This window comes from Brevundimonas sp. DW-iso22 (genome assembly GCF_058725425.1).
Map to the genome: position 1 here is coordinate 168475 of NZ_JBZXEB010000008.1, position 24407 is coordinate 192881.

A 24407-nucleotide genomic window follows, 5' to 3' on the forward strand; every position below is an offset into this window, starting at 1 on the left:
TTCGCAGTCAGAACCTCACGGATTGGACTCCTTGCACCCGGTTTTTCCGGAGTCCAAATCATAGCTCAGGCGTAGGGGCGGCCTCCGATCGTCGACCGCTATCCCTGCCGGGCCGCGGCCAGGATCGGGCCACCCGACGCTGTCTGAACCAGGATGGCCGTGCGCAGGCCGGGTCGGTCCGACACGGGCGTGGCAAAGCCGACCGTCTGGCCCCGCCATTGGCCCAGTTTCACCAGTTCGCGCACGACATTGGCGTGGGGCAGGGTGCGGCCGGTATTCTCGCCCCGCGCCACCGGCACCTCGATCGGTCGGGGCTCATAGCGGACCAGCCAGACATCGGCCGGTTGACGCGGTGCCTCGCCGCCCGCCAGGCCGACTCCTCGGCCCTGAAAGCGGATAGTGGGCCCGGTGAAGGCGCGGTGCCGCGCGATCTCCCGCTCGATCTCGCTCATGCGCCCGCCCACGACGTCTTCGCGTCCATCGACGACGATCTGCGGCGTCCAGACGTTGCCGTTGCCCAGGCCTCGCTGATAGTCGCGCTGGCGGGCGGTGAAGGCCGGCTGGGCAAAGGTGTCGCGCCACCCCAGCTGGTCCCAGTAGGTCACGCCGAAACTGAGCGCCAGAATGTCCGGGCGGTCGGATAGCCGCAACAGATTGGCATTGGCCGGCGGGCAGGATGAGCAGCCCTGACTGGTGAACAGTTCCACGACGGTCAGCTCGGTCGGAGGGGGCGGCGACGCCTCCGGCCTCGCTGGAGCCACAGATACAGCCCCGACCGTTGTCGCCACCGCGACGGCTGCGGCCAGTCCGATCAGGCGTAGCGACGGGAACCGTCGACGGCGCATTGATGCGGTTGGGATCAGATCAGTCGGCTGGCTCATACCAGGCTATTCGGCGCTACCGCCGGTCAGGTTACAGGACGACCTTCAGAGCGCCCGCTCCGCCGCCTTGGCCGCGTCCCACAGGGCGTCCATCTCGGCGAGATCGCTCTGCTCCGGCGTCCGCCCATCCTTCGCCAGTTCCGCCTCGATGAAGCCGAACCGGCGCACGAACTTGGCATTGGCCCCGCGCAGGGCGTCCTCGGGCTCGACCCCCAGCTTGCGCGCCAGGTTGGCCACGACGAACAGCAGGTCGCCCATCTCCTCGCGCGCCTTGTCCAGGTCGCCGGCGGCGATCTCGACCCGCAGTTCGGCGACCTCCTCGTGCAGCTTGTCGAAGACCTCGTCGGTCGAGGGCCAGTCGAAGCCGACGCGGGCCGCGCGCTTGGTCAGCTTGGCCGCCCGGGCCAGGGCGGGCAGGCCGACCGGCACGTCGTCCAGCACCCCATGCTGGGCCTTCGCCACCCGCTCGGCCGCCTTGATGTCCTCCCACCGAGCCTTCTGGGCCACGCCGTCCGCCTTGGCCGCCTCGTCGCCGAACACATGCGGATGCCGCCGCTCCAGCTTGTCGGCCATGGCGTTGGCGACGTCGTCGAAGACGAACAGCCCCTGTTCCTCGGCCATGCGGGCGTGGAAGACGACCTGGAACAACAGGTCGCCCAGCTCGCTCCTCAGGTCGTCATAGTCTCCGCGCTCGATGGCGTCGGCCACCTCATAGGCCTCCTCGATCGTATAGGGGGCGATGGTGGCGAAGGTCTGCTCCACGTCCCACGGACAGCCGCCCAAGGGCGCCCGCAGCCGGGCCATGATGGCGTTCAGGCGGTCGATGGGGGTGCTCATCCCTGGGCCTTCGCGTCCAGCGCCGCCCGGATCTCGGCATGGCGTGCCTGATCCAGCGGATAGCGGTGCAGCGCCACCGCCGCCACCAGCAGGCACAGCGCGGGCAGGCCGGCGAACATGATCTGCAGCCACATCAGGGCCGGGCCAGAGTTCTGTCCACCCAGACCCGGATCGAACCCGGCCATCTGCAGCCCTGCGAACGTCAGGACCGAGACCGCATACCCCAGCTTCGACGTCGCCGTCAGGATGGAGAACAGCAGGCCCGTCCGGTCCGCACCGTCATCCAGCCGCACCTGATCGCTGACGTCCGCCATCATCGCTCGCAGCAGCAGGTCGCCCGAGGCGAAGGCCAGCCCGACCAGCGCCACCATCGCCCCGGCCATCAGCAGGTCGGCATAGGGGGCCGGATTGCCGGTCATGCCCTCCAGCGCCGACCGTGCCGGCTCGACCAGCACGGGCGCCAGGAAGGCGGCGAACATCAGGGTGACGGCGAAATAGACGCAGGCCCAGATCAGCGCCTTGTGCTTGCCCAGCCTGACCGCCAGCCAGCTCCAGGCCGGGGCCCCGAACAGGCCGAACACGAAATAGACCAGCAGCAGGATCGAGGTCTCCGCCCGCTCGAACCCCCGCGCCGCCTCGAAGAAGTAGAAGAACAGCGCCCCGACCACGCCCCGCGCGATGCCCAGCGCCAGGTCCGCCCCCAGCAGCCGCTGGATCACCGGCCGCTTGAACAGGGCCAGATAGCCGAAACGCGTCTCGGCCGCCGTCGCCGGTCCGGGCGGCGGCTCGGGCGTGAAGGCGAAGGTGATGGCCAGCGAGACGGGCAGGGCGATGATGATGAACCACCCCTGCCACTGCACAGCCCGGGCATAGTCGCCCCAGCCCATGTTCTGGACCAGCACAGGCACCAGCAGGACCGCCAGCACACCGATGATGTTGGCCGTCTGCCACCAGCCATAGATGCGCGAGCGCTGGTTGTAGTCCGATGACAGCGCCGAGGCCCAGCTGACCTGCGACAGCAGGCTGACCGAGAAGCCCAGCGACAGCACCACCAGCCAGACAGTCAGATAGGCCGGTCCCGCCCCGGGCCGCGCCATGAACAGCATGCCGACCGCCAGCATCAGCACCGGTGCCGCCAGCCCCATCCACAGCCGGTAGCGTCCGAAGCGGCTGTGGGTCCGGTCGATGACCATCCCCAGCGCCGGGTCTACGACGATGTCGGCCATCCGGATGATCAGAAAAATCAGCCCGACCACGGCCAGGTCGACGCCCACATGGCTGGCATAGAACTCCGGCAGGGTCACATAGACCGGCAGGCCCAGCGCCGCATAGGGCAGGCAGGCGGCGGAGAAGGCGGCCAGAACGCCATTGCTGCGACGCGGCGCGGCGGCTGTGGCGGCAGGGGCGGCGACGGGGGCGTCGGTCATGGACGGGTCCATCTGGAAAGCCGGTGAATCGGCCTGTCGCACCATGCCGCCTTTGCGGGCAGGGCGCGAGACGGGCGGTGACGCTTTCGTCACCGGCAGCGCGGAAATGGCCTTGCCGCCGCCACAGGCCTGGGGTCAGCATGCCGCCATGTGGACTCGTCTCGTGCCCGGCCTGCTGGCCGCCCTGTGTCTGATCTTTGCGGCCCAACCGGTCGCAGCCCAGGCGCGCGATCAGGCCGAGGCCTGCGAGGCGACCTCTCCCGACTGGGACGGCGCGGCCTTCGCCAACTTCATCTCGGTCAACTCGCTGGAGTGGACCCCCTTCAATCAGGTGGAGTGGGGCTGGCAGACCTATGTGCCCCTGATCCAGCAGGAGATCGGCACCCGTTGCGGCGTCGGCACCGTCCGCTTCGCCCAGGCTCTGGCGCAGTTCCAGTCGCAGCGCGGGCTCATCGCCAACGGCATCTTCGACGACGCCGCTTTTCAGGTCTTCAAGGGCATCTGGCAGGAGCGCCGCCCCTTCATCATGGCGCGGGTGAGGGGAGAGCCTTGCCCGGCCCCGCCGCCTCTGTCCGAACTCGGCTATCTGGTCGAGGAAGAAGAGCACGCTGACCGCCTGACCCGCCTGCTGCGCCGCGACGTACTGGTCGCCTATCGCCGGATGGTGCAGGCCGCCCGGCGCGAGGTGCCCGAGGTCGCGGCCAACCCCGAACTGCTGCAAATCTTCTCCGGCTTCCGCGACCCCGAGGCCGACGCCGCCCGATGCGCGGCCCAGGGCAATTGCGACGGCCTCAGGCGCGCGGTCTGTTCCGCCCATCGCACGGGCACGGCCGTCGATCTTTATGTCGGTCAGGCTCCGGGTCTGGGCGTCGACAACACCAGCCCCGCCAGCCGCGCGGCCATGAGCCAGACGCAGACCTATATGTGGCTGGTCCGCAATGCCCGGCGCTTCGGCTTCGTGCCCTATGCCTTCGAGCCCTGGCACTGGGAATGGATCGGTCCGACGGGCGAGAGCGGCGCGTCGTGATCCGGGGCCTGACACCGGGTGAGCAGGGGCTGGCGAGGGAGGCTCTGGGTGACGCGGTCGATCTGGCGACGGTTCGGTTCTTCCCGACGCCCTGGCCCTTTGATCGCGCCTTCGTGCCGGGGCGATGGTTTGGCCGCGACTGGATCGCCTGGCCGGTTCGGCAACTTCCCCGCGACTTCGCCGCTGCCCCGCTGAGGCTCCAGGCCGTCCTGATCCATGAACTGGTTCACATCTGGCAGGCCCAGACCGGGGTCAATCTGCTGACCGCCAAGCTGAGGGCCGGGGACCATGCGGACTCCTATCGGTATGCGGTCAGTGACGACTGCCGCTGGGACGCTTTGAATATTGAGCAGCAGGCCATGGTCGTAGAGCATCGCTTTCGGCTGTCGCGCGGGGAACGAACGCCGGCGGATCGGGCTTTCTATCACCGCGTCTGCCCACTGCCGGCCCACATGGCTTGAAATCCAAAGGGGCAAGATTATATCCGCTACAGATGCGGTTGCGAATTGGCGCGCCGTCCAAGCGGAGAGCGAAATGCCCAAGGTTCTGGTCCTTTATCATTCCACCTATGGCCATCTGGAAACCATGGCCGAAGCGGTCGCCGAGGGCGCGCGCTCGGTTGAAGGGGCCACGGTCGACATCAAGCGCGTTGCCGAGACGGTGCCAGACGAACTGGCCAAGTCGAGCGGCTACAAGCTGGATCAAGCGGCCCCCATCGCCAAGGTCCAGGACCTGGCCGATTACGATGCCATCATCGTCGGGGCTGGTACGCGTTTCGGCACGGTCGCCTCGCAGATGCGCAACTTCTGGGATCAGTCCGGCGGGCTGTGGTTCCAGGGCAAGCTGGTAGGCAAGGTCGGTGGCGTCTTCACTGCCACGGCGACCCAGCACGGCGGGCAGGAGACGACCCTGATCGGCATGATCCAGACGCTGATACACCACGGCATTCTGGTGGCCGGTCTGCCCTATTCCTTCCAGGGCCAGATGCGGAACGACGAGATCACGGGCGGCTCGCCCTACGGTGCCACGACCATCACCAACGGCGACGGCTCGCGCATGCCCAGCGAGAACGAACTGGACGGTGCTCGCTTCCAAGGCAGGCATATCGCCGAGGTGGCCAAGAAGCTGTTTGGCTAAACAGTTGGAGTGCCGTCGCCAGTCAGTCCGGCGACGGCGGCTCAATCAGCGGCGGCGCTTGCCGCGGAGATTATCGACAGCCCAGGCTCCGGGCCCGGCAAAGATCAGGTAGAAGAAGACGAAGCAGTACAGTGCGGCCAACTCGCCCTGATTGACGATAGGGTAGGGGCTCTGGGGCGCATGCACCATCCAGTAGGCCACAGCCATGAAACCGGACAGGATGAAGGCCGTGCCTCGCGTGAAGAGACCCAGGATGATAAGGACGCCACCGACCAGCTCGATCGGCCCTGACCATCCGGCGAGGGTAGAAAGATCGATGCCACCGCCCTGACCGCCCGGCGGGAAGTGCAAAATCTTCTGTGTCCCATGCTGCAGCAACAGCAGACCCGACACAATCCGGAGAACGCTCAGTATGCGCGGTGATAAAGCAGAAAGGCTAGCCGTATTCACATTCGCTCCTCTTTATGCACAAAGACGATAGGCCAGTTTCACAAAGAAACAATAATCGGAGTTGTGGATAATACCTTTAGACTACATCATATCGTCTATCTTCATTGTTCGCTCCAACCATTCCACTATGGTCGAAGTCGCTTCTTTTGCGGAGGTCGTTGTCGTATCGATCACGATTTCTGCCGCGAGCGGAGGCTCATAAGGGCTGTCGATCCCCGTAAAATTTTTCAGATCACCCGCACGCGCCTTTTTGTACAACCCCTTGGGGTCGCGACTTTCAGCGACTGAAAGAGGCGTCGAAATGTAAACTTCGACGAATTCGTCTGCTTGCACTAAATGCCGCGCCATATCGCGTTCGGCACGAAATGGCGAAATGAAGCTGACCAGAACAATCAGTCCCGCATCGACCATCAGGCGCGAGACCTCGGCCACACGTCGAATGTTCTCGACCCTGTCCTCTTCTGTGAAGCCGAGATCACGGTTCAAACCGTGACGAACGTTGTCCCCATCAAGCAAATACGTGTGGCGACCCAAGCCGTGTAGCGCTTGTTCAACGAGATTTGCGACTGTGGACTTTCCGGCCCCGGACAGGCCTGTTAGCCATACGACCCGACCTTTCTGGTGTTTGGCTACGGCACGCGCACGCTTGTCGATGGTAATGGGCTGCCAGGAAATGTTGTGCGCACGACGCAAGGCAAAATTTATCAGTCCGCATGCGGCGGTCGCATTGGACGATCGGTCGATCAGGATGAAACCTCCGAGCACGCGGTTGTCTCTGTACGGCTCAAAGGCGACCGGACTCGTCAGGGAAAGATTGGCGAATCCCACTTCATTGAGCGCCAACTTCTTCGCGGCATGATGCTCTAGTGTACTGACGTCCAGTTTGTATTTCAGCTCGGAGATAGTCGCCTCCACCAAGCGCGTCCCGATTTTCATCAGGTATCGTCGCCCCGGCAACATGGGTTCATCGCTCAACCAGATCAGGGAACATTCGAACTGGTCTGCCATAACGGCCGGACTATCTGGAGCGCAGAGCATGTCCCCGCGCGCAACATCGATATCATCAGCGAGCGTCAGCGTGATGGATTGGCCGACGTTAGCCTCCCCCAGGTCACCATCAGCGGTCACCAATCGACTGACATGCGTCATGATGCCGGAAGGCAGGCTCATTATTCTATCGCCAGGCCTTATCGTACCGGCGGCGATTTGACCCGAGTAGCCCCGAAAATCCTGGTTTGGTCTGTTGACCCACTGGACGGGAAATCGAAATGGGGCTGTCGCGACAGGCAAAGTAGTATCGAGAGTTTCGAGCAGAGCCAGCAGCGTGGGACCATCGTACCACGGCATGCTGTCGTCTTGCGACACCAGGTTTTGACCCAGTGACGCAGATATCGGCACGGCGTGGACCGATGCCAGCTCTAGTCCATCGCAGAAAGTCTTGAACTCTTGGGATATGCGCTCGAAGGCATCCGACGACCAGCCGACCAAGTCCATCTTGTTGACGGCCAAGATTAAATGACGAACGCCAAGCAAGGAAGCCAGATAGGCGTGCCTATGAGTCTGGTTAAGCAGCCCCTTGCGGGCATCCACCAGAACCACGGCGGCATCGGCTGTGGACGCCCCCGTCACCATATTTCGAGTGTACTGTTCATGCCCAGGGGTATCAGCGACGATAAATTTTCGCTGCGGCGTGGAGAAGTAACGATAGGCGACGTCGATCGTGATTCCCTGTTCACGCTCCGCTGACAGACCGTCAATGAGCAGTGCATAATCGACATCTTGGCCAGTGGTGCCATAACGCTGACTATCCGTTCTCAAGGCAGCGAGGTGATCGCTCAGGACGGAGCCGGCATCGTGTAGAAGCCGCCCAATCAAGGTGGATTTTCCGTCATCGACGGAGCCGCAGGTTATGAACCTCAACATGGGCCGGTCATCGGGAACATTCGGATTTCTGGCTGGCTCGCCCGACATCAGAAATAACCCTGCTGCTTCTTAATCTCCATCGAGGTCGCAGTGTCGTGGTCGATGAGCCGACCTTGGCGTTCTGAAGTTTTTGCCGCCGCCATCTCCGCAATTACGTCATCAAGGTTTGAAGCCTTGCTCAGAATCGCTCCGCTCAATGGGTAACAGCCCAGAGTTCGGAAGCGCACTGATTGGATGGAAGGGGACTCGCCGGGGCGGAGCCGAAAGCGTTCATCATCAACCATGATGAGTGTGCCGTTGCGTTCAATGACCGGCCGGTTTGAAGCGAAATACAAGGGAACAACAGGAATGGCTTCCCAGCGGACATATTGCCAGACATCCATTTCCGTCCAGTTCGATAGTGGAAAGACGCGCAGACTTTCGTCAGGTCTCTTTCGGGTGTTGAATAGCGCCCAGAGTTCCGGCCTTTGCTGGCGAGGGTCCCACTGGTGATCCTTGCCTCGAAATGAGCAAATACGTTCCTTTGCCCGCGATTTTTCCTCATCACGCCTTGCCCCTCCGAAGGCGGCGTCAAAGCCGTGCAGAGTGAGCGCCTGTTTCAGGCCGTCCGTTTTCCACATGGCGGTGTGACGATCCGGGCCGTCGTCGAAAGGATTGATACCAAGGTCTCTGGCTGCAGGATTTTCGTGAACTATCAACTCGATATCGGGCAGCGATGCGACCCGATCGCGATCCGCGTACATGTCCCGAAACTTCCAGGTGGTATCGACATGAAGCAGAGGGAAAGGTAGCGCCGCAGGGAAGAACGCCTTTCGAGCCAGATGCAGCATGACCGCTGAGTCCTTACCCATCGAATACAGCATCACCGGCTTCTGGGTCTCAGCGACGATCTCACGAAATATATGGATGCTCTGAGCTTCTAGTTCCCGCAGATGTTTTGGTGCAGCAGGAGACTTCATGGGATGCTTCATTTGGCACGTACGCACGTTTATGACGCGCGGCGATGCAGTTACGGTGTGAGGTCATGGACAAGTTGAATGTTCCAACCCACGCAATCTGGTCCCGGGATGCTCAGTCGTCCAGAAAAAGATCCCGCTGGGGACGCGCATCTGCGGGGACCCGGAACTGGCTTTCGTCCAGCAGGTGGCGCGGGGCGTCCAGGCCGTAACGTTTGACTGCGGCCCGAAAGCGGGTGGCGATCAGCTCGGCGACGGGACCGGTTCCCTTCATGCGCGTGTTCCAGTCGGGATCATAGTCGCGGCCGCCGCGCGTCTGACGGATGAGGGACATGACGCGGGCTGCGCGGTCCGGACGGGCGTCGGCCAGCCACTCGCGGAACAGATCCTTGATCTCCAGCGGCAGACGCAGGGTGACGTACATGGCCGTCGTGGCTCCGGCTTTGGCGGCGGCCTCCAGGACGGCTTCCAGCTCATGGTCGTTCAGACCGGGGATGACGGGGGCGAAGCCGACACCGATGGGCACCCCGGCCTCGGCCAGGCGCGAGATAGCCTCCAGCCGTTTGGCGGGCGTGGAAGCGCGAGGTTCCATGGCGCGGGCCAAGCCCCGGTCCAGGGTGGTGATGGAGACGAAGGCCGAGGCCAGGCCGTCGCGGCCCATGGGTCCCAAGATATCGGCATCGCGCGTGATCAGCACGGATTTGGTGATGATACTGAACGGGTGGCGGAAGCGCTGCAACACTTCCAGCACGCCGCGCGTGGACTTCAGCTCGCGCTCGACCGGCTGATACGGATCGGTATTGCCGCCTATGTGAATGCGTTTGCAGACGTATCGGGGGCGGGTGAGTTCCTGCTCCAGCAGACGCGCCGCTTCGGGTTTCCAGAACAGTCGGCTCTCGAAATCCAGGCCCGGGGATAGGCCCATCCAGGCATGGGACGGACGGGCGTAGCAGTAGATGCAGCCATGTTCGCAGCCCTTGTAAGGGTTGATTGACCGGTCGAAACCGATGTCCGGACTGGTATTCCTGGCGATGATCGTCCGGGCGTGCTCGGGCGTCAGGGTCGTGCGCAGGGGCGCAGCCTCGGCATCCTGATCGGTCCAGCCGTCATCGAATGCCTGAACAGTTTCCGGTTCGAATCGCCCGGTCGCGTTCGACCGTGCCCCTCGTCCCTTTTCCGCTTCAGCCATTCCAAGAGGATAGCACCGGAACGGAACAAATCAAGAACAACAACGGCCGCGCTTATCGACCGTGATAACGGCCTGTGCTTAGAGGGGCGGCCACCTAGCCCTCAAGCAGCAGTTCGCCGCGCGATGTGCGATAGGGCAACACAGGTGGTGCGGATGAGAGGACTCGAACCTCCACGCCTTGCGGCGCTGGAACCTAAATCCAGTGCGTCTACCAGTTCCGCCACATCCGCATAGGTCTTGGAGAATGCCTCTAGGCGATGCCGCGCAAAAGCGAAAGGCCCGGGATCGCTCCCGGGCCTTTGCTGTATCGATAGGACTGAAAGGATCAGTCCTTCTGGTTGTCGACACCCTCGCCGAAGGCGGCGGCCGGGGAGGTGATGGTCGTCTCCTCGGTGATGTCGATGCCCTTGGCCAGCTTGGAGTTCCAATAGCCGTAAGCGATGTAAACCACAGCACCAACAATCGCATAGATGCCTAGGATGGTCAGGGGCAGCGGGTTGTCGTTGAGGGCGTGCTGAACCATCGGGATGAAGTTCAGACCGGCCAGGGCCGCACAGGCCAGGATGCCCAGCACAGCTGTGAAGATGCCGCCCGGAACCTTGAACGGACGCTCCATCTCCGGATGCTTCAGGCGCAGCATGATCACCGACAGGCAGACGATGGCGAAGGCGCTGGCCGTACCCAGAGAGACGAGGTCGCCCAGGATGGAGATCGGCAGGAAGGACGCCGCCACCGCGATGACGATGCCCAGCAATATCGTGCCGATCCAGGGGGTGCGGAACTTCGGATGGATGATCGCAAAGGCCTTGGGCAGCAGGCCGTCGCGCGCCATCGTATAGAAGACGCGCGTCTGACCGTAGCACAGCACCAGCATGACCGAGGACAGGCCGGTGATGGCACCGATCTTGATCAGGAAGCTGATCAGGTTCAACTGCCCACCCGGCGCGACGGCCAGCGGGATGTTGGCCCAAGTCAGGGCCATGCGGTCGATGGCGACGGCGATCGGGGCGGGCGAGGCCAACTCCAGATAGGGCACCACGCCGGTCATGACGGCCGCAACGGCCATGTAGATCAGCGTACAGACCACCAGCGCACCCAAGATGCCGACGGGGACATCCTTGGACGGGTTCTTGGCCTCGGCCGCAGCGGTCGAGACCGCTTCGAAGCCGACATAGGCGAAGAAGATGATCGAGGCCCCACGGAAGATGCCACCGACGCCGAACTGGTCCCAGGTCGCGCCCTGGGCCGGGATGAAGGGATCCCAGTTGGCCGGGTTGATATACTGCACTCCCACCAAGATGAACGTCAGCAGCACGATGATCTTGATGACCACGATGGCGTTGTTGATGTTGGCCGATTCCGACACGCCGAGCACCAGCAGGCTGCAGACTGCAGCGATGCCGATGGCGGCGACCAGGTTGAAGGTTCCCGTCAGCGGGAAGCTGGAGCCAGCCTCGCTCTGGACATACTGGACCAGCGGCGTGGCCCACTGGGGTCCTTCGCCACCGGCGTACTGTATGGTCGGGAACAAATTCTCGGTCACGCCGAAGTCGGACAGGATCGAGATGACATAGCCGGACCAGCCGACGGCCACGGTCGAGGCCGCGACGCCATACTCCAGCACCAGCAGCCAGCCCATGATCCAGGCAAAGACCTCGCCCATCGTGCCGTAGGCATAGGTGTAGGCCGAGCCGGAAACCGGCATGGTCGAGGCCAGTTCGGCGTAGCAAAGGCCCGCAAGGCCGCAGGCGATGCCGGCCAGCACGAACGAGAACATGATCGCCGGACCGGCATGGGCCGAAGCGACCTGTCCTGTCAGCACGAAGATACCGGCACCGATGATGGCGCCGATGCCCAAGCTCATGAGGTTGAGTGGGCCCAGGGTCCGTTTCAGCTCGCTCTTGGCGGCTTCCTTCTGGATCTGAGCAATGGATTTCTTGAGGAAAAAGCGGTTCCCCTTGGGCCGAAGGCCGTCTGCGGACATAGAGTCTCGCCCCCTGATACTACGGTGAACCCTCCCCGGGCCACCTTCAATGGCGCGGACGCTAGCGGGGCAAGACGGCGCTGGCAACGCGGTTTAGGAATGGTGAAGGCCCGACGACGCTTTCGTGAAGCTGGTAGAGGCGTCTAAAGCACATCGCAGGATGCGCCTGGCGCACCTCGCATCTGTCGAGTCGCATGACCCTTCTGCCTATCCACGCTGTTCTGGAACCGCTCAAGGCCGCGCTTGTGGCCAGCAATGCCGTTGTGCTGGCTGCGCCGCCAGGAGCAGGCAAGACGACCGTCGTGCCACTGGCGCTGCTGGAGCAGCCGTGGCTGGGCGATCAGCGCGTGCTGGTACTGGAGCCACGCCGACTGGCGGCGCGAGCGGCGGCAGAGAGAATGGCGGCGACGCTGGGTGAGCAACCGGGCGAGACCGTCGGCTATCGCACCCGCCTGCAAAGTCGGATCGGGCCGCAGACGCAGATCGAGGTGATCACCGAGGGCGTCTTTACCCGCATGATTCTGGACGATCCCGGCCTGGAGGGGGTCGGGGCAGTGTTGTTCGACGAGTTTCACGAACGCAGCCTGGATGCGGACCTGGGGCTGGCCCTGGCGCGCGAGAGTCAAACGATCCTGCGAGACGACCTGCGGCTGCTGGTCATGTCGGCGACGCTGGATATCGCGGGCGTGTCGCGGTTGCTGGCGGACGCCGACGGTGCAACTGCTCCCGTGATCCAGGCCGAGGGACGAGTATTTCCGGTCCAGACGCGCTACCTCGGGCGCAATCCGGTCGAGCGTCTGGAGGACGCCGTGACGCGTGCGGTTGTCCAGGCGCTGGGCGAGGAGACGGGGTCTTTACTGGTCTTCCTGCCTGGGCAGGGCGAAATCCACCGCACAGCGCAGAAGCTGGCCGAACGGCTGCGTGACCCAACGGTTGATTTGGTGACGCTGTATGGCGGGCTCGATCGAGCCGCTCAGGATCGGGCCATAGAACCTGCGGCACCCGGACGCCGCAAGGTCGTGCTGGCCACCTCGGTCGCGGAAACCAGTCTCACGATCGACGGCGTTCGGGTTGTGATCGATACGGGATTGTCGCGGGTGCCCCGATTTGAGGCGGCGAGTGGCCTGACCCGACTGGCAACGGTCAAGGTCAGCAAGTCGTCGGCCGAGCAGCGGCGAGGGCGGGCAGGCCGGACGGAGCCGGGGGTCTGCCTGCGTCTGTGGGACGAGGAGCAGACGCGAGGACTGGTGCCCCATCAACGGCCGGAGATACTTGAGGCGGACCTGACGGGGTTCGCGCTTGACCTGGCGCGCTGGGGGCGAACCGATGTGGACGGGCTGATATTGCTGGATGCGCCACCTGCGGGCGCGTTTGCAGAGGCGCGGACGATACTCGGGCGACTGGGCGCGCTGGATGAAGCGGGGGCTTTGACCTCGCACGGACAGAGGCTGACGCGGATGCCTCTGTCGCCGAGGCTGGCGCATATGGTCTGTGTGGCCGCTGATGGCGGGGACGCCGGATTGGGGGCCAGGGTTGCGGCAGTGCTCAGCGAGCCTGGACTAGGCGGGAATGCAGTCGATCTGGGCGACCGGTTGCAGGGTCTGGCCCGTGACCGATCGCAACGGGCGAGAGACGCCATGACGATGGCCGATCGCTGGGCGAGGGCAGCAAGGAAGGGGTCTGAAACCTCGGTAGTGGATTCAGATTTAGTTGAAGCTGGCTGGCTGTTGGCTGAAGCCTTCCCGGAGCGGGTCGCCAAGGCGCGGGGCAAGCCGGGAGAGGTGCTGTTGGCGTCCGGTCGCGGAGCTTTTCTGGACCCGACGGATGTGCTGGCGCGCGAGTCGTGGCTGGCGGTGGCGGAGATGGGGGGAGGGGATGCCCGTGATCGCATCCGTCTGGCCGCACCCGTCGATCCCGCACGGTTGGAGGCGCGGATCGAGGTCGAAGACCGATTGGTGCAGGAGCCGTCGGGGCGCATGACCGTGCGCCGCCTTCGAAGGATCGGAGCCATCGTTGTCGATGAGAGGGTGATGGGGCCGCCTGACCGGGCAACAATAACGCTGGCCTTGCAGGCACAGGTCGAGCGCGAGGGACTGATACAGATAAGTTGGGGTGAACGCTCAGCCAGCCTGCGGGCACGGCTGGCCTTCCTGCATGGGCTGGACGCCACCTGGCCGGATGTTTCCAATTCTGCATTGCTGGCGACGCGACAAGACTGGCTATGGCCGCTTCTTGAGGGTGTTCAGGCCCTGTCGGCGATCTCCGACGCCGCACTGGAGCAGGGATTAAGATCACTGGTCCCATGGGATCGCCACCGGGCAATCGACACTCTGGCACCGGCGAGGCTGGATACACCGCTGGGCTCGGCCGTCATCGACTATGCGGCCGAGGGCGGGCCGCGCGTCGACATCCGGGTTCAGGAGCTTTTCGGTGTCACGCAACATCCGAATGTGGGCGGCGGATCGGTACCCCTGACCCTAGCCTTGCTGTCGCCGGCGCGCCGTCCGGTTCAGGTGACGAAGGACCTGCCAGGCTTCTGGGCCGGCAGCTGGGCAGCGGTTCGGGCGGAGATGCGCGGTCGCTACCCCCGCCACCCATGGCCCGAAGACCCGGCTATTGCAGAGGCGACGTCTCGTGCAAAGCCGCGCGGGACGTGACGCTTGCCTTTTATGCCCATCGCGCCTAGAGACGCCCCCACTTCACACGCAGGCGTGGCGCAAGTCGGGGAGACATCCCGGTTTGCACCGTTCCGAGGGTCATCTGACCTTTCAACGCCTGCGGCGGATCAATCGGATAAAGGACACTACCCTCATGGCTCTGCCAGAATTCTCCATGCGTTCGTTGCTCGAAGCCGGCGCACACTTCGGTCACCAGACGCACCGCTGGAACCCGAAGATGGATCGCTACATCTTCGGCTCGCGCTCCAACATCCACATCATCGACCTGTCGCAGTCGATCCCGCTGCTGCACCAGGCTCTGGTCGCCGTGCGCGACGTGGCCGCCAAGGGGGGGCGCGTGCTGTTCGTCGGCACCAAACGCCAGGCCGCCGATCCTGTCGCCGAGGCCGCCAAGCGTTGCGCCCAATACTACATGAACAACCGCTGGCTCGGCGGCACCCTGACCAACTGGCGTACCGTGTCGGGCTCCATCGCCCGCCTGCGTGAATTGGACGCCCTGTTGGAAACCGGTGGCGAAGGCCGGGTCAAGAAGGAACTGCTGACCCTGACGCGCGAGCGCGACAAACTGGAACTGTCGCTGGGCGGCATCAAGGACATGGGCTCCGTGCCGGACATCATGTTCGTGATCGACACCAACAAGGAGGCCATCGCCATCCTTGAAGCGCGTAAGCTGAACATTCCGATCATCGCCATCCTGGACACCAATTCCGACCCGGACGGCATCACCTATCCGATCCCCGGCAACGACGACGCCGCCCGCGCCATCCAGACTTATTGCGACCTGATCGCCGATGCCGTCCTCGACGGTCTGGCGGCCGGTGCCTCGCAGTCGGGCGTGGACCTCGGTGCTGCCGTCAACCCGGACGAGCCCATGCTGCGCGAAGCCAAAGCCCCCAAGGTTGAAGCCGAAGCCGCCCCGGCCGGTACGGAGGCCGTCGCCGCTGAAATGGAAGCCGCTGCTGAACCGGCCGTCGCCGATGAAGCCGCTCAGGCTGCAGCGTCCGACGCCAATGACGCCGTCGAAACCGAGAAGGCCGCGGTCTGAACCGACCCGCCCGTATCTGACGGCGAAAACTGACATACGGCCGGGCTAAATCAGCCCGGCCGTTCCCGCATTCGAATACCCAAGGAGCTATACAATGGCCGAGATCACAGCCGCCCTCGTCATGGAACTGCGCGCCAAGTCGGGCGTCGGCATGATGGACTGCAAGAAGGCGCTTCAGGAAACCGACGGCGACATCAATGCCGCAGTCGACTGGCTGCGCGCCAAGGGCCTGTCCAAGGCCGCCAAGAAGGCTGACCGCGTGGCCGCCGAAGGCCTGGTCGCCGTCGCATCGAAGGAAGTCGGAGCCGGTGAAGTCGGTGCTGCCATCGAGTTCAACGCCGAGACGGACTTCGTGGCCCGCAACGAACTGTTCCAGAACGCCGCCAAGTCGTTCGCCCAGCTGGGTCTGGAGCACGCCACGGTCGAGGGCCTGCACGGTGCCGAACTGGAAGCCGGCAAGACGGTCCAGGACGAGGTCACCAACCTGATCGCCACGGTCGGCGAGAACATGCAGCTGCGTCGCGCCGCCCGCCTGTCGGTCGATGAAGGCGTCGTCGCCTCCTACGTCCACAATGCCGTGTCGCCCGGCGTCGGCCGCATCGGCGTGCTGGTCGCCCTGCACGGCGGTGGCGACAAGGCCGCCCTGCGCGAACTGGGCCGCAAGATCGCAATGCACGTGGCCGCGACGGCTCCGCTGTCGCTGAACACGGACGATCTGGACCCCGCCGCCGTCGAGAAGGAACGCGAAGTCCTGACCGAAAAGGCCAAGGAAGAAGGCAAGCCCGAGAACATGATCGCCAAGATCGTCGAAGGCCAGATCAACAAGTTCCAGAAGGACGTGGTGCTGATCAAACAGCCGTTCGTCATGAACCCCGACGTGACCATCGAGCAGCTGGTCGCCGACACGGGCAAGGAACTGGGCGCGCCCGGCCTGCACCTGGCCGGCTTCGTCCGCCTGGCGCTGGGTGAAGGCGTCGAGAAGGTCGAAGGCCCGGACTTCGCCTCGGAAGTCGCCTCCATGATGGGCGGCAACTGATCGAGCCAGCCCTACGGCTGAACTAACGAAATGAAGGGGGCCGGTGGCGATGTGTCACCGGCCCCTTTTTGCGTTCAGGGGGCGTCAATTCACAACGCGATCGCTATAGCGCCGCGATGAGACATCCAGAGGCGATTCGACCCACCAGACTGCTACTGATCACCGGCGTGGCGACATGTTGGGCCATGGCGTCGCAAGTCGCTGCGCAAACCGCCGATCCGACCGCCTTGGACGATGTAGTGGTGACCGGCTCGCGTCTGGCGGGAGGGCAGCGTCTGGCCCCCGTGCAGGTGATCGATCGCGAAACCCTGGAGCGCGTGGGCGTCGTGGAGCCCGCGCAACTGCTGCCGTTGCTGACGGCAAACTCCGGGTCCGAGGCTCGCGTCGATCAGTTGAACCAGCCCCAAAGCTCGGGCACGGCGCAGTTCAACCTGCGCAATCTGGGACTGGGGTCGACGCTGGTGCTGGTCGATGGGACGCGCTGGACGACCAGTGCGGCGGTGGCCACAGACGGTGCAACCTTCGTCGATATCAATGCCCTGCTGCCCATGATCGCGGTCGAGCGGGTCGAAGTGATCAAGGATGGGGCCTCGGCCATCTATGGCTCGGATGCGGTCGCCGGGGTGGTGAACTTCGTGACCCGAACGGGGCCGCTGCGGCCCGAGGTTCGATTACGCCAGGCCATCGCGGATGGAGGCGATGAGACGACGATCGAGGCTCTCACCGGCTTTTCGCTGGGTGGCGGCCAACTGGTGCTGGCCGCATCGCATCTGCGACGCTCATCGATCGGGTCGAATGAGCGGGATTTCACCCAGGCCGAACACTATGCCCGAGCACCGTGGACGGCGGTAACGAGCTATGGCCAGCCCGGATCGTACTTCAGGCCCAGCCAGGGTCGTTTCGCGCCAGACCCGGACTGTGACGATGCCGCCTTTGGCAGCGCCTTTCGCAATGGGCCGAGCGACAGCTTCTGTCGCCTGGACTATTCCGATTTCTTCGATCTGTCGCCGGAGGAAGAGCGGACGCATCTGTTCGCCGATTATCGACGTCCTATAGGCGATCTGAGTTTCCATCTTCAGGGGGTCTGGACGGCGACCCACACGCGGGCGAGACAGTCGCCGTCATTGCCTATTCTGGCGCGCAGTCCGGTCGTTCCGGCCAGTCATCCAGACAACCCCTTTGGTGAAGATGTGCTGTTTCGAGGGCGGTTGCTGGGCGCAGAGGCGGGGGCGTCGGTCGCGAATTTCGACTACCGGACCTGGCGTCTGTCGACGGGATTGTCGGGTAGGCTCGCATCAAGTTGGAACTGGACTATGGATGCCACGGCCAGTCGTCAGCACACTGCCTATGACAAGCCGGATGTCATTGGCAGTGCACTCGATGACGCGCTGAACGGCTTCGGGGGACCGGATTGCGACCAGATCAACGGTTCGCCCGGCGCGGGCAACTGTCGGTATTTCAATCCGTTCGGCAGCGCCTATCTGGGCACTGGCACGACCAACGATCCGGCGCTGATAGACAGTCTGATCGGTTGTACCGGATTGCGAGGGGCGGCCCGATTGCTGACGCTCGATGCCCAGACCTCGGGGCGTGTCGCAGACTGGACTGGAGGCACGCTCGATCTCGCGCTTGGTCTGCAGTATCGGCAGAGTGGCCTGCGTCACGACTGGAGCGACCTGGTGAACGCCGGCGACCTGCTGACGGCAGGGTTTTCTCCCGATTTCGAGGGCGATCAGGCTGTGGCCGCAGCCTTTGCTGAAGCGCGCCTGAGCCTGGGCCAGACGTTCGATGCCCAGTTCGCCGTGCGACAGGAGGCTTATGAAGGCGGAGAAGACGCCGTCAGTCCGCGCGTGGCGTTCGGCTGGAGCGCGATGGACAGCCTGAGCATCAAGGGATCATGGAGCCAGGGCTTCCGTGCGCCTTCGGTCTACACCCTGTTCGGGGCACAGGCGTCGCAGCCTTCGGTGTTCGATCGGGGAGCCTTCGTTTTTGTGAACACGCTGGCGTCCGGCGATCCGGACCTGAAGCCGGAACGCTCTGAAACCCTGTCATTAGGTGCGGTCTGGCAGCCCAGTGAGGCGCTGACGTTCAGCCTTGATGCCTGGCGGATCGATTACCGCGAACTTATCGTCAAGCCGTCGGCCCAGGCCGTGATCGACGCTGCGGCCGCCGATGACGCCGCTGGACGCACGGGAACCCCGGCCCAGATGCAGGTGACGCGCTCGCCCAGCGGCGCTCTGACGTTCGTGGCCCTGCGCTTCATCAATGCGTCTTCGGTCGAGACACGTGGGTTGGATCTGTCCGCGCGCTACGAACGCGAAGTGGCCGGCGGACGACTGTCGGCCACTGCCACTTGGACCTACGTCGATCGTTACGACATTCAGGTGGCGGAGGGGGCCCGCAGGGTCTCCGGCGTCGGTTCCACGAACCTGAACACTCTCGGGCGTTCGCTGCCAAGGAACCGAGGCGAGTTGGCGCTATCCTGGAGCGGGGCGTTAGATACGATTACCGTTCTGGCGCACCATACCGGGCGCTATCGCAACGATCGTGCGGGCATCACCGATGCGCGCATCGAGGCATCGACGATGGTCGACATGCACTTCAGCCATGTCCTGACGCGGTCGCTGGATCTGTCGCTGTCGGTGGAGAACGTGGCGGATAGCGACCCACCGCTGGCGCAGTTTGCCCTGGGCTATGATCCGGTCGTCGCCGATCCACGCGGTCGCATCATCAGCCTCGGCATTAGGCATCGGTTCTGACCGGGCACTTTGCCTGCGACGATCCATGTCCCTTTGCGCGGTTCAACAGACCCGCTAAGTCCGCGTGATGATCGGAAAACTGAACCACGTCGGCATTGCCACGCCGTCCATCGAGACCAGCGTCGCGATGTATCGCGATCTGCTGGGGGCCACCCAAGCGCATCCGCCGTTCGACCTGCCGACGCAGGGGGTGCGGGTATGTTTTGTGGACCTGCCGAATGCACAGATCGAACTGATCGAGCCGCTGGGCGACGATTCGCCGATCCACGGCTTTCTGGCCAAAAACCCGAAGGGCGGGCAGCATCACATCTGTTTCGAGGTCGAAGATATTCTGGCTGCGCGTGATGCGCTGCGCGCCAAGGGCGCGACCATCCTGGGTACGGGCGAGCCGCGCATCGGCGCGCACGGGACGCCAATCCTGTTCCTGCATCCGAAGGACATGGGTGGGGTGCTGGTCGAGCTAATGGAAACACCCAGAGAAGGAGCGCACTGATGCCGATCGGTCCCGTCACGATGTTCGCCATCTACGTCGTCTGCTGGTGGGTGGTGCTGTTCACCGTCCTGCCGTTGGGGACATCGCGCGAAGTGCATGAACCGCCGACCGATGGGCGTCAGTGGGGCGCACCGGAGGCCCCGAATTTGAAGCGCAAGTTCATCACCACCAGCTGGGTCTCCGCCCTGGTCTGGTTGCTGGTCATGGTGCTGGTCTACATCGGCTGGATGCCCTTGCCGGATCTCGCGCCGCCCGTTTGAGGTGGTGGCCTAGCTTTCGCCCCCGTCGCCCGGCTAAAGCACTTGTCCCTGATTGATTGCCGGATTCTCGCCCATGCGCCTGTCGCGCTATTTCCTGCCCACGCTGAAAGAGGCGCCTTCCGACGCCACCATCGTTTCCCACCAGCTGATGCTGCGTGCGGGCATGATCAAGCAGGAGGCCGCCGGCATCTACGCCTGGTTGCCGCTGGGTCTGCGGGTGCTGCGAAAGATCGAGCAGATCGTGCGCGAAGAGCAGGAGCGGGCAGGGGCGGTCGAGCTGCTGATGCCGACGCTGCAACTGGCCGACCTGTGGCGCGAAAGCGGGCGGTACGACGCCTATGGCCCCGAGATGCTGCGCATCACGGACCGGCACGAACGCGAGCTGCTGTACGGGCCGACCAATGAGGAGATGATCACCGACATCTTCCGGGGCTTTGTGAAGAGCTACAAGGCCCTGCCGCTGAACCTGTTTCACATCCAGTGGAAATTCCGCGACGAGCGCCGGCCGCGGTTTGGCGTGATGCGCGGCCGCGAGTTCCTGATGAAGGACGCCTATTCGTTCGACATCGACGAGGCCTCGGCGCGCAAGGCCTATAACCGGATGTTCGTGGCCTATCTGAACACCTTCGCGCGGATGGGTCTGAAGGCCGTGCCGATGCGCGCCGACACCGGGCCGATCGGCGGCGATCTGAGCCACGAGTTCATCGTGCTGGCCGAGACGGGCGAGAGTGCGGTCTTCTGTGACCGCAAGCTGGTGGAAATGCCCGTTCCCGGTTCAGACGTCGACTGGAACGATTTGCAGGCTGTCGTGGACCAGCGCACGGCCCTGTACGCCGCCACCGAAGAAATGCACGACGCCGCCCAGTTCGAGACCCAGACGCCCGAGGCAGATCGCCTGACCGCGCGCGGCATCGAGGTCGGCCATATCTTCTATTTCGGCACCAAATACTCTGCGCCGATGAAGGCCAGGGTCGCCGGGCCGGACGGTCAGGACACAGAGGTCCACATGGGCAGCTATGGCGTCGGGGTGTCGCGCCTGCTGGGGGCGATCATCGAGGCCAGCCATGATGAGGGGGGCATTATCTGGCCCGACGCCGTGGCCCCGTTCGATGTGGCGGTGATCAACCTGCGCAACAGCGACGAGGCCGTGAACGCGGCCTGCGACGAGGCCGTTCATCGGTTGGAAGCTGCCGGCCGCGAGGTGCTGTATGACGACACCGACGAGCGTCCGGGCGGCAAGTTCGCGCGGGCCGACCTGATTGGCGTGCCGTGGCAGCTGACCATCGGGCCCAAGGGCCTGGCCGAGGGCACGGCCGAACTGAAGCGTCGGGCGACGGGCGAGAAGACGTCCGTGCCACTGGACGAAGCGATCTCAAGGCTGCTGGCATGACCGACGCAGTTGTTGCCAAGGCCACGAAGCCGGCCGGGCCGTTCTCGGCCTGGGAGGTCGGGCTGGCGCTCCGCTATCTGCGGGCCAAGCGCAAGGAGGGCGGGATCGCCATGATCGCCGTCATCTCCTTCGTCGCCATCGCCCTGGCCGTCATGGCCCTGATCGTAGTGATGAGCATCATGGCCGGGTTCCGCTGGACCCTGCTGGACCGGATGCTGTCCTTCAACAGCCACATGTACGTCCAGGGTCAGATTCTGAACTCGCCGGATCGCGAAGCGGCGCTGGACCGAATCAGAACCGTGCCCGGCGTCATCAGCGCCGCCCCCATGATCGAGGCCCAGAGCCTGGTGCGGGCCGGCGGCATGACGACAGGGGCCATCGTCAAGGGCATCCGCCCGGACGACCTGCGCTCGCTCAACTATGTCTATGACAGCCTGGACCCCGAGGCCCGCCGCACATTCGGGCAGGGTGCTTATGGCGGCGACAACATCATCATCGGCCGGGCCTTGGCCGAGGGCATGGGCCTGCGGGTTGGTGACGCCATCACCCTGTATTCCCCGACGGGGGCCGACAGCGCGTTCGGCAATCTGGGTGGGCTGGAGAAGAGCTATCGCATCGGCGGGCTGTTCACCTCGGGCACGGCAGACTTCGACCGGGCCTTCATCTTCATGCCGCAGGAACAGGCACAGCTGTTCTTCGGCAAGGAGGGCGTCTGGGACGTCATCGACGTCAAGGTCGCCAAACCCGACGAGGTCGGTTCCATGATCGCGCCCGTGCGGGACGCGGCGGGGGCGGGGGCCTTCGTCACCGACTGGCGCGATCGCCTGGCCGCCTTCTGGGGCGCGTTGAAGGTCGAGCGGGTGGCCATGAGCATCATCCTGGGCCTGGTCGTCGCCATTGCGGCCCTGAATATCATTTCCGGCATCGTCATGCTGGTGAAGAACAAGACGCGAGACATCGCCATCCTGCGCACCATCGGAGCCAGTCAGTCATCGATGCTGAGGGTCTTCTTTATGGCCGGGGCTACCATAGGAGTGGCAGGGACAATCACAGGCCTGACGCTGGGTCTGCTGTTCTGCCTGAACATCGGCTCGATCCAGCATTTTCTGGAGTGGGTGTTCCAGACCAAGCTGTTTGATGCAGACGTCTATATGCTGGACGCCGTGCCGGCGCTGGTCGATCCGCTCGACGTCTTCTGGGTCACCCTGTGGTCGACCTTCATGTCCTGCATCGCAGGCCTGATCCCGTCGTGGCAGGCGGCCAAGCTCGATCCAGTGGAGGCGCTGCGTTATGAGTGAGACCTTGACGCAGGACGCGACCATACAGAGCCGTGCACAGGCTTATCCACAAGGCGCCGTCTTTTCCGCGCGCAATGTGACCCGGACCTATCCGACGGCGTCGGGCGGGCTGACCGTGCTGAAGGGCGTCGATCTGGACATCATGCCGGGCGAGATCGTCGGTTTGATCGGACCCTCGGGGTCCGGCAAGTCGTCGCTATTGCATGCTGCAGGCCTTTTGGAGCGCCCCAGCTCGGGCGAGATCCGTTTCGAAGGTGAGGATGTCGGCTCTCTCAGCGAGCGCGAACGGACGCATATTCGCCTGGCCAGCATCGGCTTCGTCTATCAATTCCACCACCTGCTGCCGGAGTTCGATGCGAGGGACAATGTGGCGCTGCCGCTGCGGATCGCGGGCGTCAGCCTTCCGCAGGCCCGCAAGCGGGCAGACGAGGTTCTGACCAGCCTGGGCCTGGGTGAGCGGCTGACGCATCAGCCGTCGGAGTTGTCTGGTGGCGAGCGTCAGCGTGTCGCCGTGGCCCGGGCCCTGGCCAATCGGCCCCGCCTGCTGCTGGCCGACGAGCCGACGGGCAATCTGGACCCGGCCACCAGCCAGACGGTGTTCGAGGCCCTGCACGATCTCGTCAAACAGACCGGTGTCGGAGCCCTGATCGCGACGCACAACATGGAGCTGGCCGGACATATGGACCGCGTCTTCGCCCTGAAGGACGGCCATTTGGAAGAGCGTCCGGCGCAAAGCCAGACATACTGAATCCTCGTACCGGGCCTATTTCTTGCCCGGGGGCGTGGTGAAAGGCGAACTGCCCACGCTGACGGGCGGCTTGGCCTTTTCCGCCTTCGGTTTGCGGACTTCCTTGTTGCTGCGGACCTGACCCTTGGCCATGCGCTTGTCTTTCATGACGCCTGCCGCCGAATGGCGGGCAGGGCGGCGTCAAACCCCGCATACAGCAAATTTGCCGTCGATGCTCTGGGTGACCGAAATGGAAACACGGAGGCATGTCGCCAGGCGGTTTCGCCTAGTGTGCCAAGTGCGATCTCCATCTGACGATGGCCCGCCCATCGAAGGAGCATTTCCAGTTCGATAGGGTCCGCCAATCCCACGCCGAGGGCTTGGTCGATCCACTCAGCTTCGGGGGGCAACAGGCGTGCGGGATTTACGACGAGCGGTAGCCTGGCTCTTGCGCCGATGGATCGATGGCCGAGGAGTTTGAATTTCGCGCCGTGTCGCCTTTCCAGCTTAGCAATCAATGCTTTTAGTTTAGCCGCTTCGCCCTCCAGCATGATCAGATGCCCCGATGCCACCGTCACGATGGCTCCTGAGGCTGTATCGTCGATCTCCGGCTGGAATGAGCGGAGGTCGAGGCGGTTATCGCTATCCGGCTCCAACCACGAGGCCAGCCACAGTATGACTGCATACAAGTTGTTCATGCCGAGCCCGTCGCCCGTCAACAGGCCTTTGAGCCCGAGTTAGACGTCACGGACCACGGCAGCAATTGCGTGTGACTACGAGGTTTCGATGAGCGACCGTGCCCTGTAACGTCGGTCTGTCATGATCTCGAGGTCAGGACTAAAGTGCCCGGACAGGGGACGAAGAGTGACTGTGATTTCGACCATGCCACGCCCAAAGCCGACCCCAGGCT

22 protein-coding genes and 1 tRNA gene are annotated in these 24407 nt (G+C 64.0%); 12 read left to right on the forward strand and 11 right to left on the reverse strand.

Features of this window, described 5'->3' with window-relative positions; genetic code table 11:
- Positions 1–98: 98 nt before the first annotated feature.
- Genes AC4PRM_RS14690 through AC4PRM_RS14700 form a run of 3 tightly spaced genes read right to left on the reverse strand, consistent with a single transcriptional unit; the run spans position 99 to position 3145 of the window.
- Positions 99–881 carry a DUF1223 domain-containing protein gene (locus tag AC4PRM_RS14690; protein ID WP_492040422.1) on the reverse strand — a complete coding sequence of 261 codons (783 nt, stop codon included), beginning with the start codon at positions 879–881 and terminating at the stop codon, positions 99–101.
- A gap of 45 nt (positions 882–926) precedes the next feature.
- Positions 927–1718: a nucleoside triphosphate pyrophosphohydrolase gene (gene mazG, locus AC4PRM_RS14695; protein WP_492040423.1), complete on the reverse strand. Its 792-nt coding sequence runs from the start codon at positions 1716–1718 to the stop codon at positions 927–929.
- Positions 1715–3145, reverse strand: coding sequence for an MFS transporter (locus AC4PRM_RS14700; RefSeq protein WP_492040424.1), 1431 nt, complete (start codon positions 3143–3145; stop codon positions 1715–1717). Before AC4PRM_RS14700 ends, mazG begins: the two co-directional genes overlap by 4 nt.
- Between AC4PRM_RS14700 and AC4PRM_RS14705 the strand changes: the two genes are divergently transcribed.
- The 3 genes from AC4PRM_RS14705 to wrbA all read left to right on the forward strand — a co-directional run bounded on the left by AC4PRM_RS14705 (position 3144) and on the right by wrbA (position 5309).
- Positions 3144–4172 carry a D-alanyl-D-alanine carboxypeptidase family protein gene (locus AC4PRM_RS14705; RefSeq protein ID WP_492040425.1) on the forward strand — a complete coding sequence of 343 codons (1029 nt, stop codon included), beginning with the start codon at positions 3144–3146 and terminating at the stop codon, positions 4170–4172. The two genes, AC4PRM_RS14700 and AC4PRM_RS14705, sit on opposite strands and share 2 nt — an antisense overlap.
- Entirely contained in the window at positions 4136–4633 is a 498-nt protein-coding gene (locus AC4PRM_RS14710) for a hypothetical protein (protein ID WP_492040426.1), read from the forward strand. The genes AC4PRM_RS14705 and AC4PRM_RS14710 overlap by 37 nt, the downstream gene beginning before the upstream one ends.
- 73 nt (positions 4634–4706) lie before the next feature.
- Complete coding sequence (wrbA, locus tag AC4PRM_RS14715; protein WP_492040427.1) at positions 4707–5309, forward strand: NAD(P)H:quinone oxidoreductase; 603 nt, start codon at positions 4707–4709, stop codon at positions 5307–5309.
- A gap of 45 nt (positions 5310–5354) precedes the next feature.
- Here the strand turns inward: wrbA and AC4PRM_RS14720 are convergent, their stop codons facing one another.
- From AC4PRM_RS14720 to AC4PRM_RS14745, 6 genes are all read right to left on the reverse strand, one after another.
- Positions 5355–5759 carry a DoxX family protein gene (locus AC4PRM_RS14720; RefSeq protein ID WP_492040428.1) on the reverse strand — a complete coding sequence of 135 codons (405 nt, stop codon included), beginning with the start codon at positions 5757–5759 and terminating at the stop codon, positions 5355–5357.
- Positions 5760–5840: 81 nt separating this feature from the next.
- Complete coding sequence (gene cysN, locus AC4PRM_RS14725) at positions 5841–7682, reverse strand: sulfate adenylyltransferase subunit CysN (RefSeq protein ID WP_492040429.1); 1842 nt, start codon at positions 7680–7682, stop codon at positions 5841–5843.
- Positions 7683–7729: 47 nt separating this feature from the next.
- Entirely contained in the window at positions 7730–8641 is a 912-nt protein-coding gene (gene cysD, locus AC4PRM_RS14730; protein WP_373257665.1) for a sulfate adenylyltransferase subunit CysD, read from the reverse strand.
- A 112-nt stretch (positions 8642–8753) separates the two neighbouring features.
- On the reverse strand, positions 8754–9827 hold the full coding sequence (locus AC4PRM_RS14735; protein ID WP_492040430.1) for a PA0069 family radical SAM protein: 1074 nt from the start codon (positions 9825–9827) through the stop codon (positions 8754–8756).
- A gap of 145 nt (positions 9828–9972) precedes the next feature.
- Positions 9973–10057, reverse strand: a tRNA-Leu gene (locus AC4PRM_RS14740).
- Positions 10058–10152: 95 nt separating this feature from the next.
- Positions 10153–11811, reverse strand: coding sequence for an amino acid permease (locus AC4PRM_RS14745; protein ID WP_373257662.1), 1659 nt, complete (start codon positions 11809–11811; stop codon positions 10153–10155).
- A 194-nt stretch (positions 11812–12005) separates the two neighbouring features.
- On the opposite strand from AC4PRM_RS14745, the gene hrpB reads away from it, so the two are divergent.
- From hrpB to AC4PRM_RS14790, 9 genes are all read left to right on the forward strand, one after another.
- Entirely contained in the window at positions 12006–14468 is a 2463-nt protein-coding gene (gene hrpB / locus AC4PRM_RS14750) for an ATP-dependent helicase HrpB (protein ID WP_492040431.1), read from the forward strand.
- A 154-nt stretch (positions 14469–14622) separates the two neighbouring features.
- Positions 14623–15534 carry a 30S ribosomal protein S2 gene (gene rpsB / locus AC4PRM_RS14755; protein WP_487922251.1) on the forward strand — a complete coding sequence of 304 codons (912 nt, stop codon included), beginning with the start codon at positions 14623–14625 and terminating at the stop codon, positions 15532–15534.
- Between the two features lie 94 nt (positions 15535–15628).
- Entirely contained in the window at positions 15629–16570 is a 942-nt protein-coding gene (tsf, locus tag AC4PRM_RS14760; RefSeq protein WP_492040432.1) for a translation elongation factor Ts, read from the forward strand.
- Positions 16571–16755: 185 nt separating this feature from the next.
- Positions 16756–19329, forward strand: a complete 2574-nt coding sequence (locus AC4PRM_RS14765) for a TonB-dependent receptor plug domain-containing protein (RefSeq protein ID WP_492040433.1) — start codon at positions 16756–16758, stop codon at positions 19327–19329.
- Between the two features lie 67 nt (positions 19330–19396).
- Positions 19397–19822 carry a methylmalonyl-CoA epimerase gene (gene mce / locus AC4PRM_RS14770; protein ID WP_492040434.1) on the forward strand — a complete coding sequence of 142 codons (426 nt, stop codon included), beginning with the start codon at positions 19397–19399 and terminating at the stop codon, positions 19820–19822.
- Complete coding sequence (locus tag AC4PRM_RS14775; RefSeq protein ID WP_487922247.1) at positions 19822–20082, forward strand: DUF1467 family protein; 261 nt, start codon at positions 19822–19824, stop codon at positions 20080–20082. Before mce ends, AC4PRM_RS14775 begins: the two co-directional genes overlap by 1 nt.
- Positions 20083–20155: 73 nt before the next feature.
- Positions 20156–21472 (forward strand): proline--tRNA ligase, encoded by a 1317-nt coding sequence (proS, locus tag AC4PRM_RS14780; RefSeq protein ID WP_492040435.1) that lies wholly within the window; start codon positions 20156–20158, stop codon positions 21470–21472.
- Entirely contained in the window at positions 21469–22770 is a 1302-nt protein-coding gene (locus AC4PRM_RS14785) for a lipoprotein-releasing ABC transporter permease subunit (protein WP_492040436.1), read from the forward strand. The genes proS and AC4PRM_RS14785 overlap by 4 nt, the downstream gene beginning before the upstream one ends.
- A complete protein-coding gene (locus AC4PRM_RS14790) occupies positions 22763–23518 on the forward strand; it encodes an ABC transporter ATP-binding protein (RefSeq protein ID WP_492040437.1) in 756 nt (251 codons plus the stop codon). The genes AC4PRM_RS14785 and AC4PRM_RS14790 overlap by 8 nt, the downstream gene beginning before the upstream one ends.
- Positions 23519–23533: 15 nt before the next feature.
- On the opposite strand, the gene AC4PRM_RS14795 is transcribed toward AC4PRM_RS14790, so the two are convergent.
- Both AC4PRM_RS14795 and AC4PRM_RS14800 read right to left on the reverse strand, forming a co-directional pair.
- Entirely contained in the window at positions 23534–23650 is a 117-nt protein-coding gene (locus AC4PRM_RS14795; protein ID WP_487922407.1) for a hypothetical protein, read from the reverse strand.
- Between the two features lie 11 nt (positions 23651–23661).
- On the reverse strand, positions 23662–24195 hold the full coding sequence (locus AC4PRM_RS14800) for a hypothetical protein (protein ID WP_492040438.1): 534 nt from the start codon (positions 24193–24195) through the stop codon (positions 23662–23664).
- Positions 24196–24407: the final 212 nt, after the last annotated feature.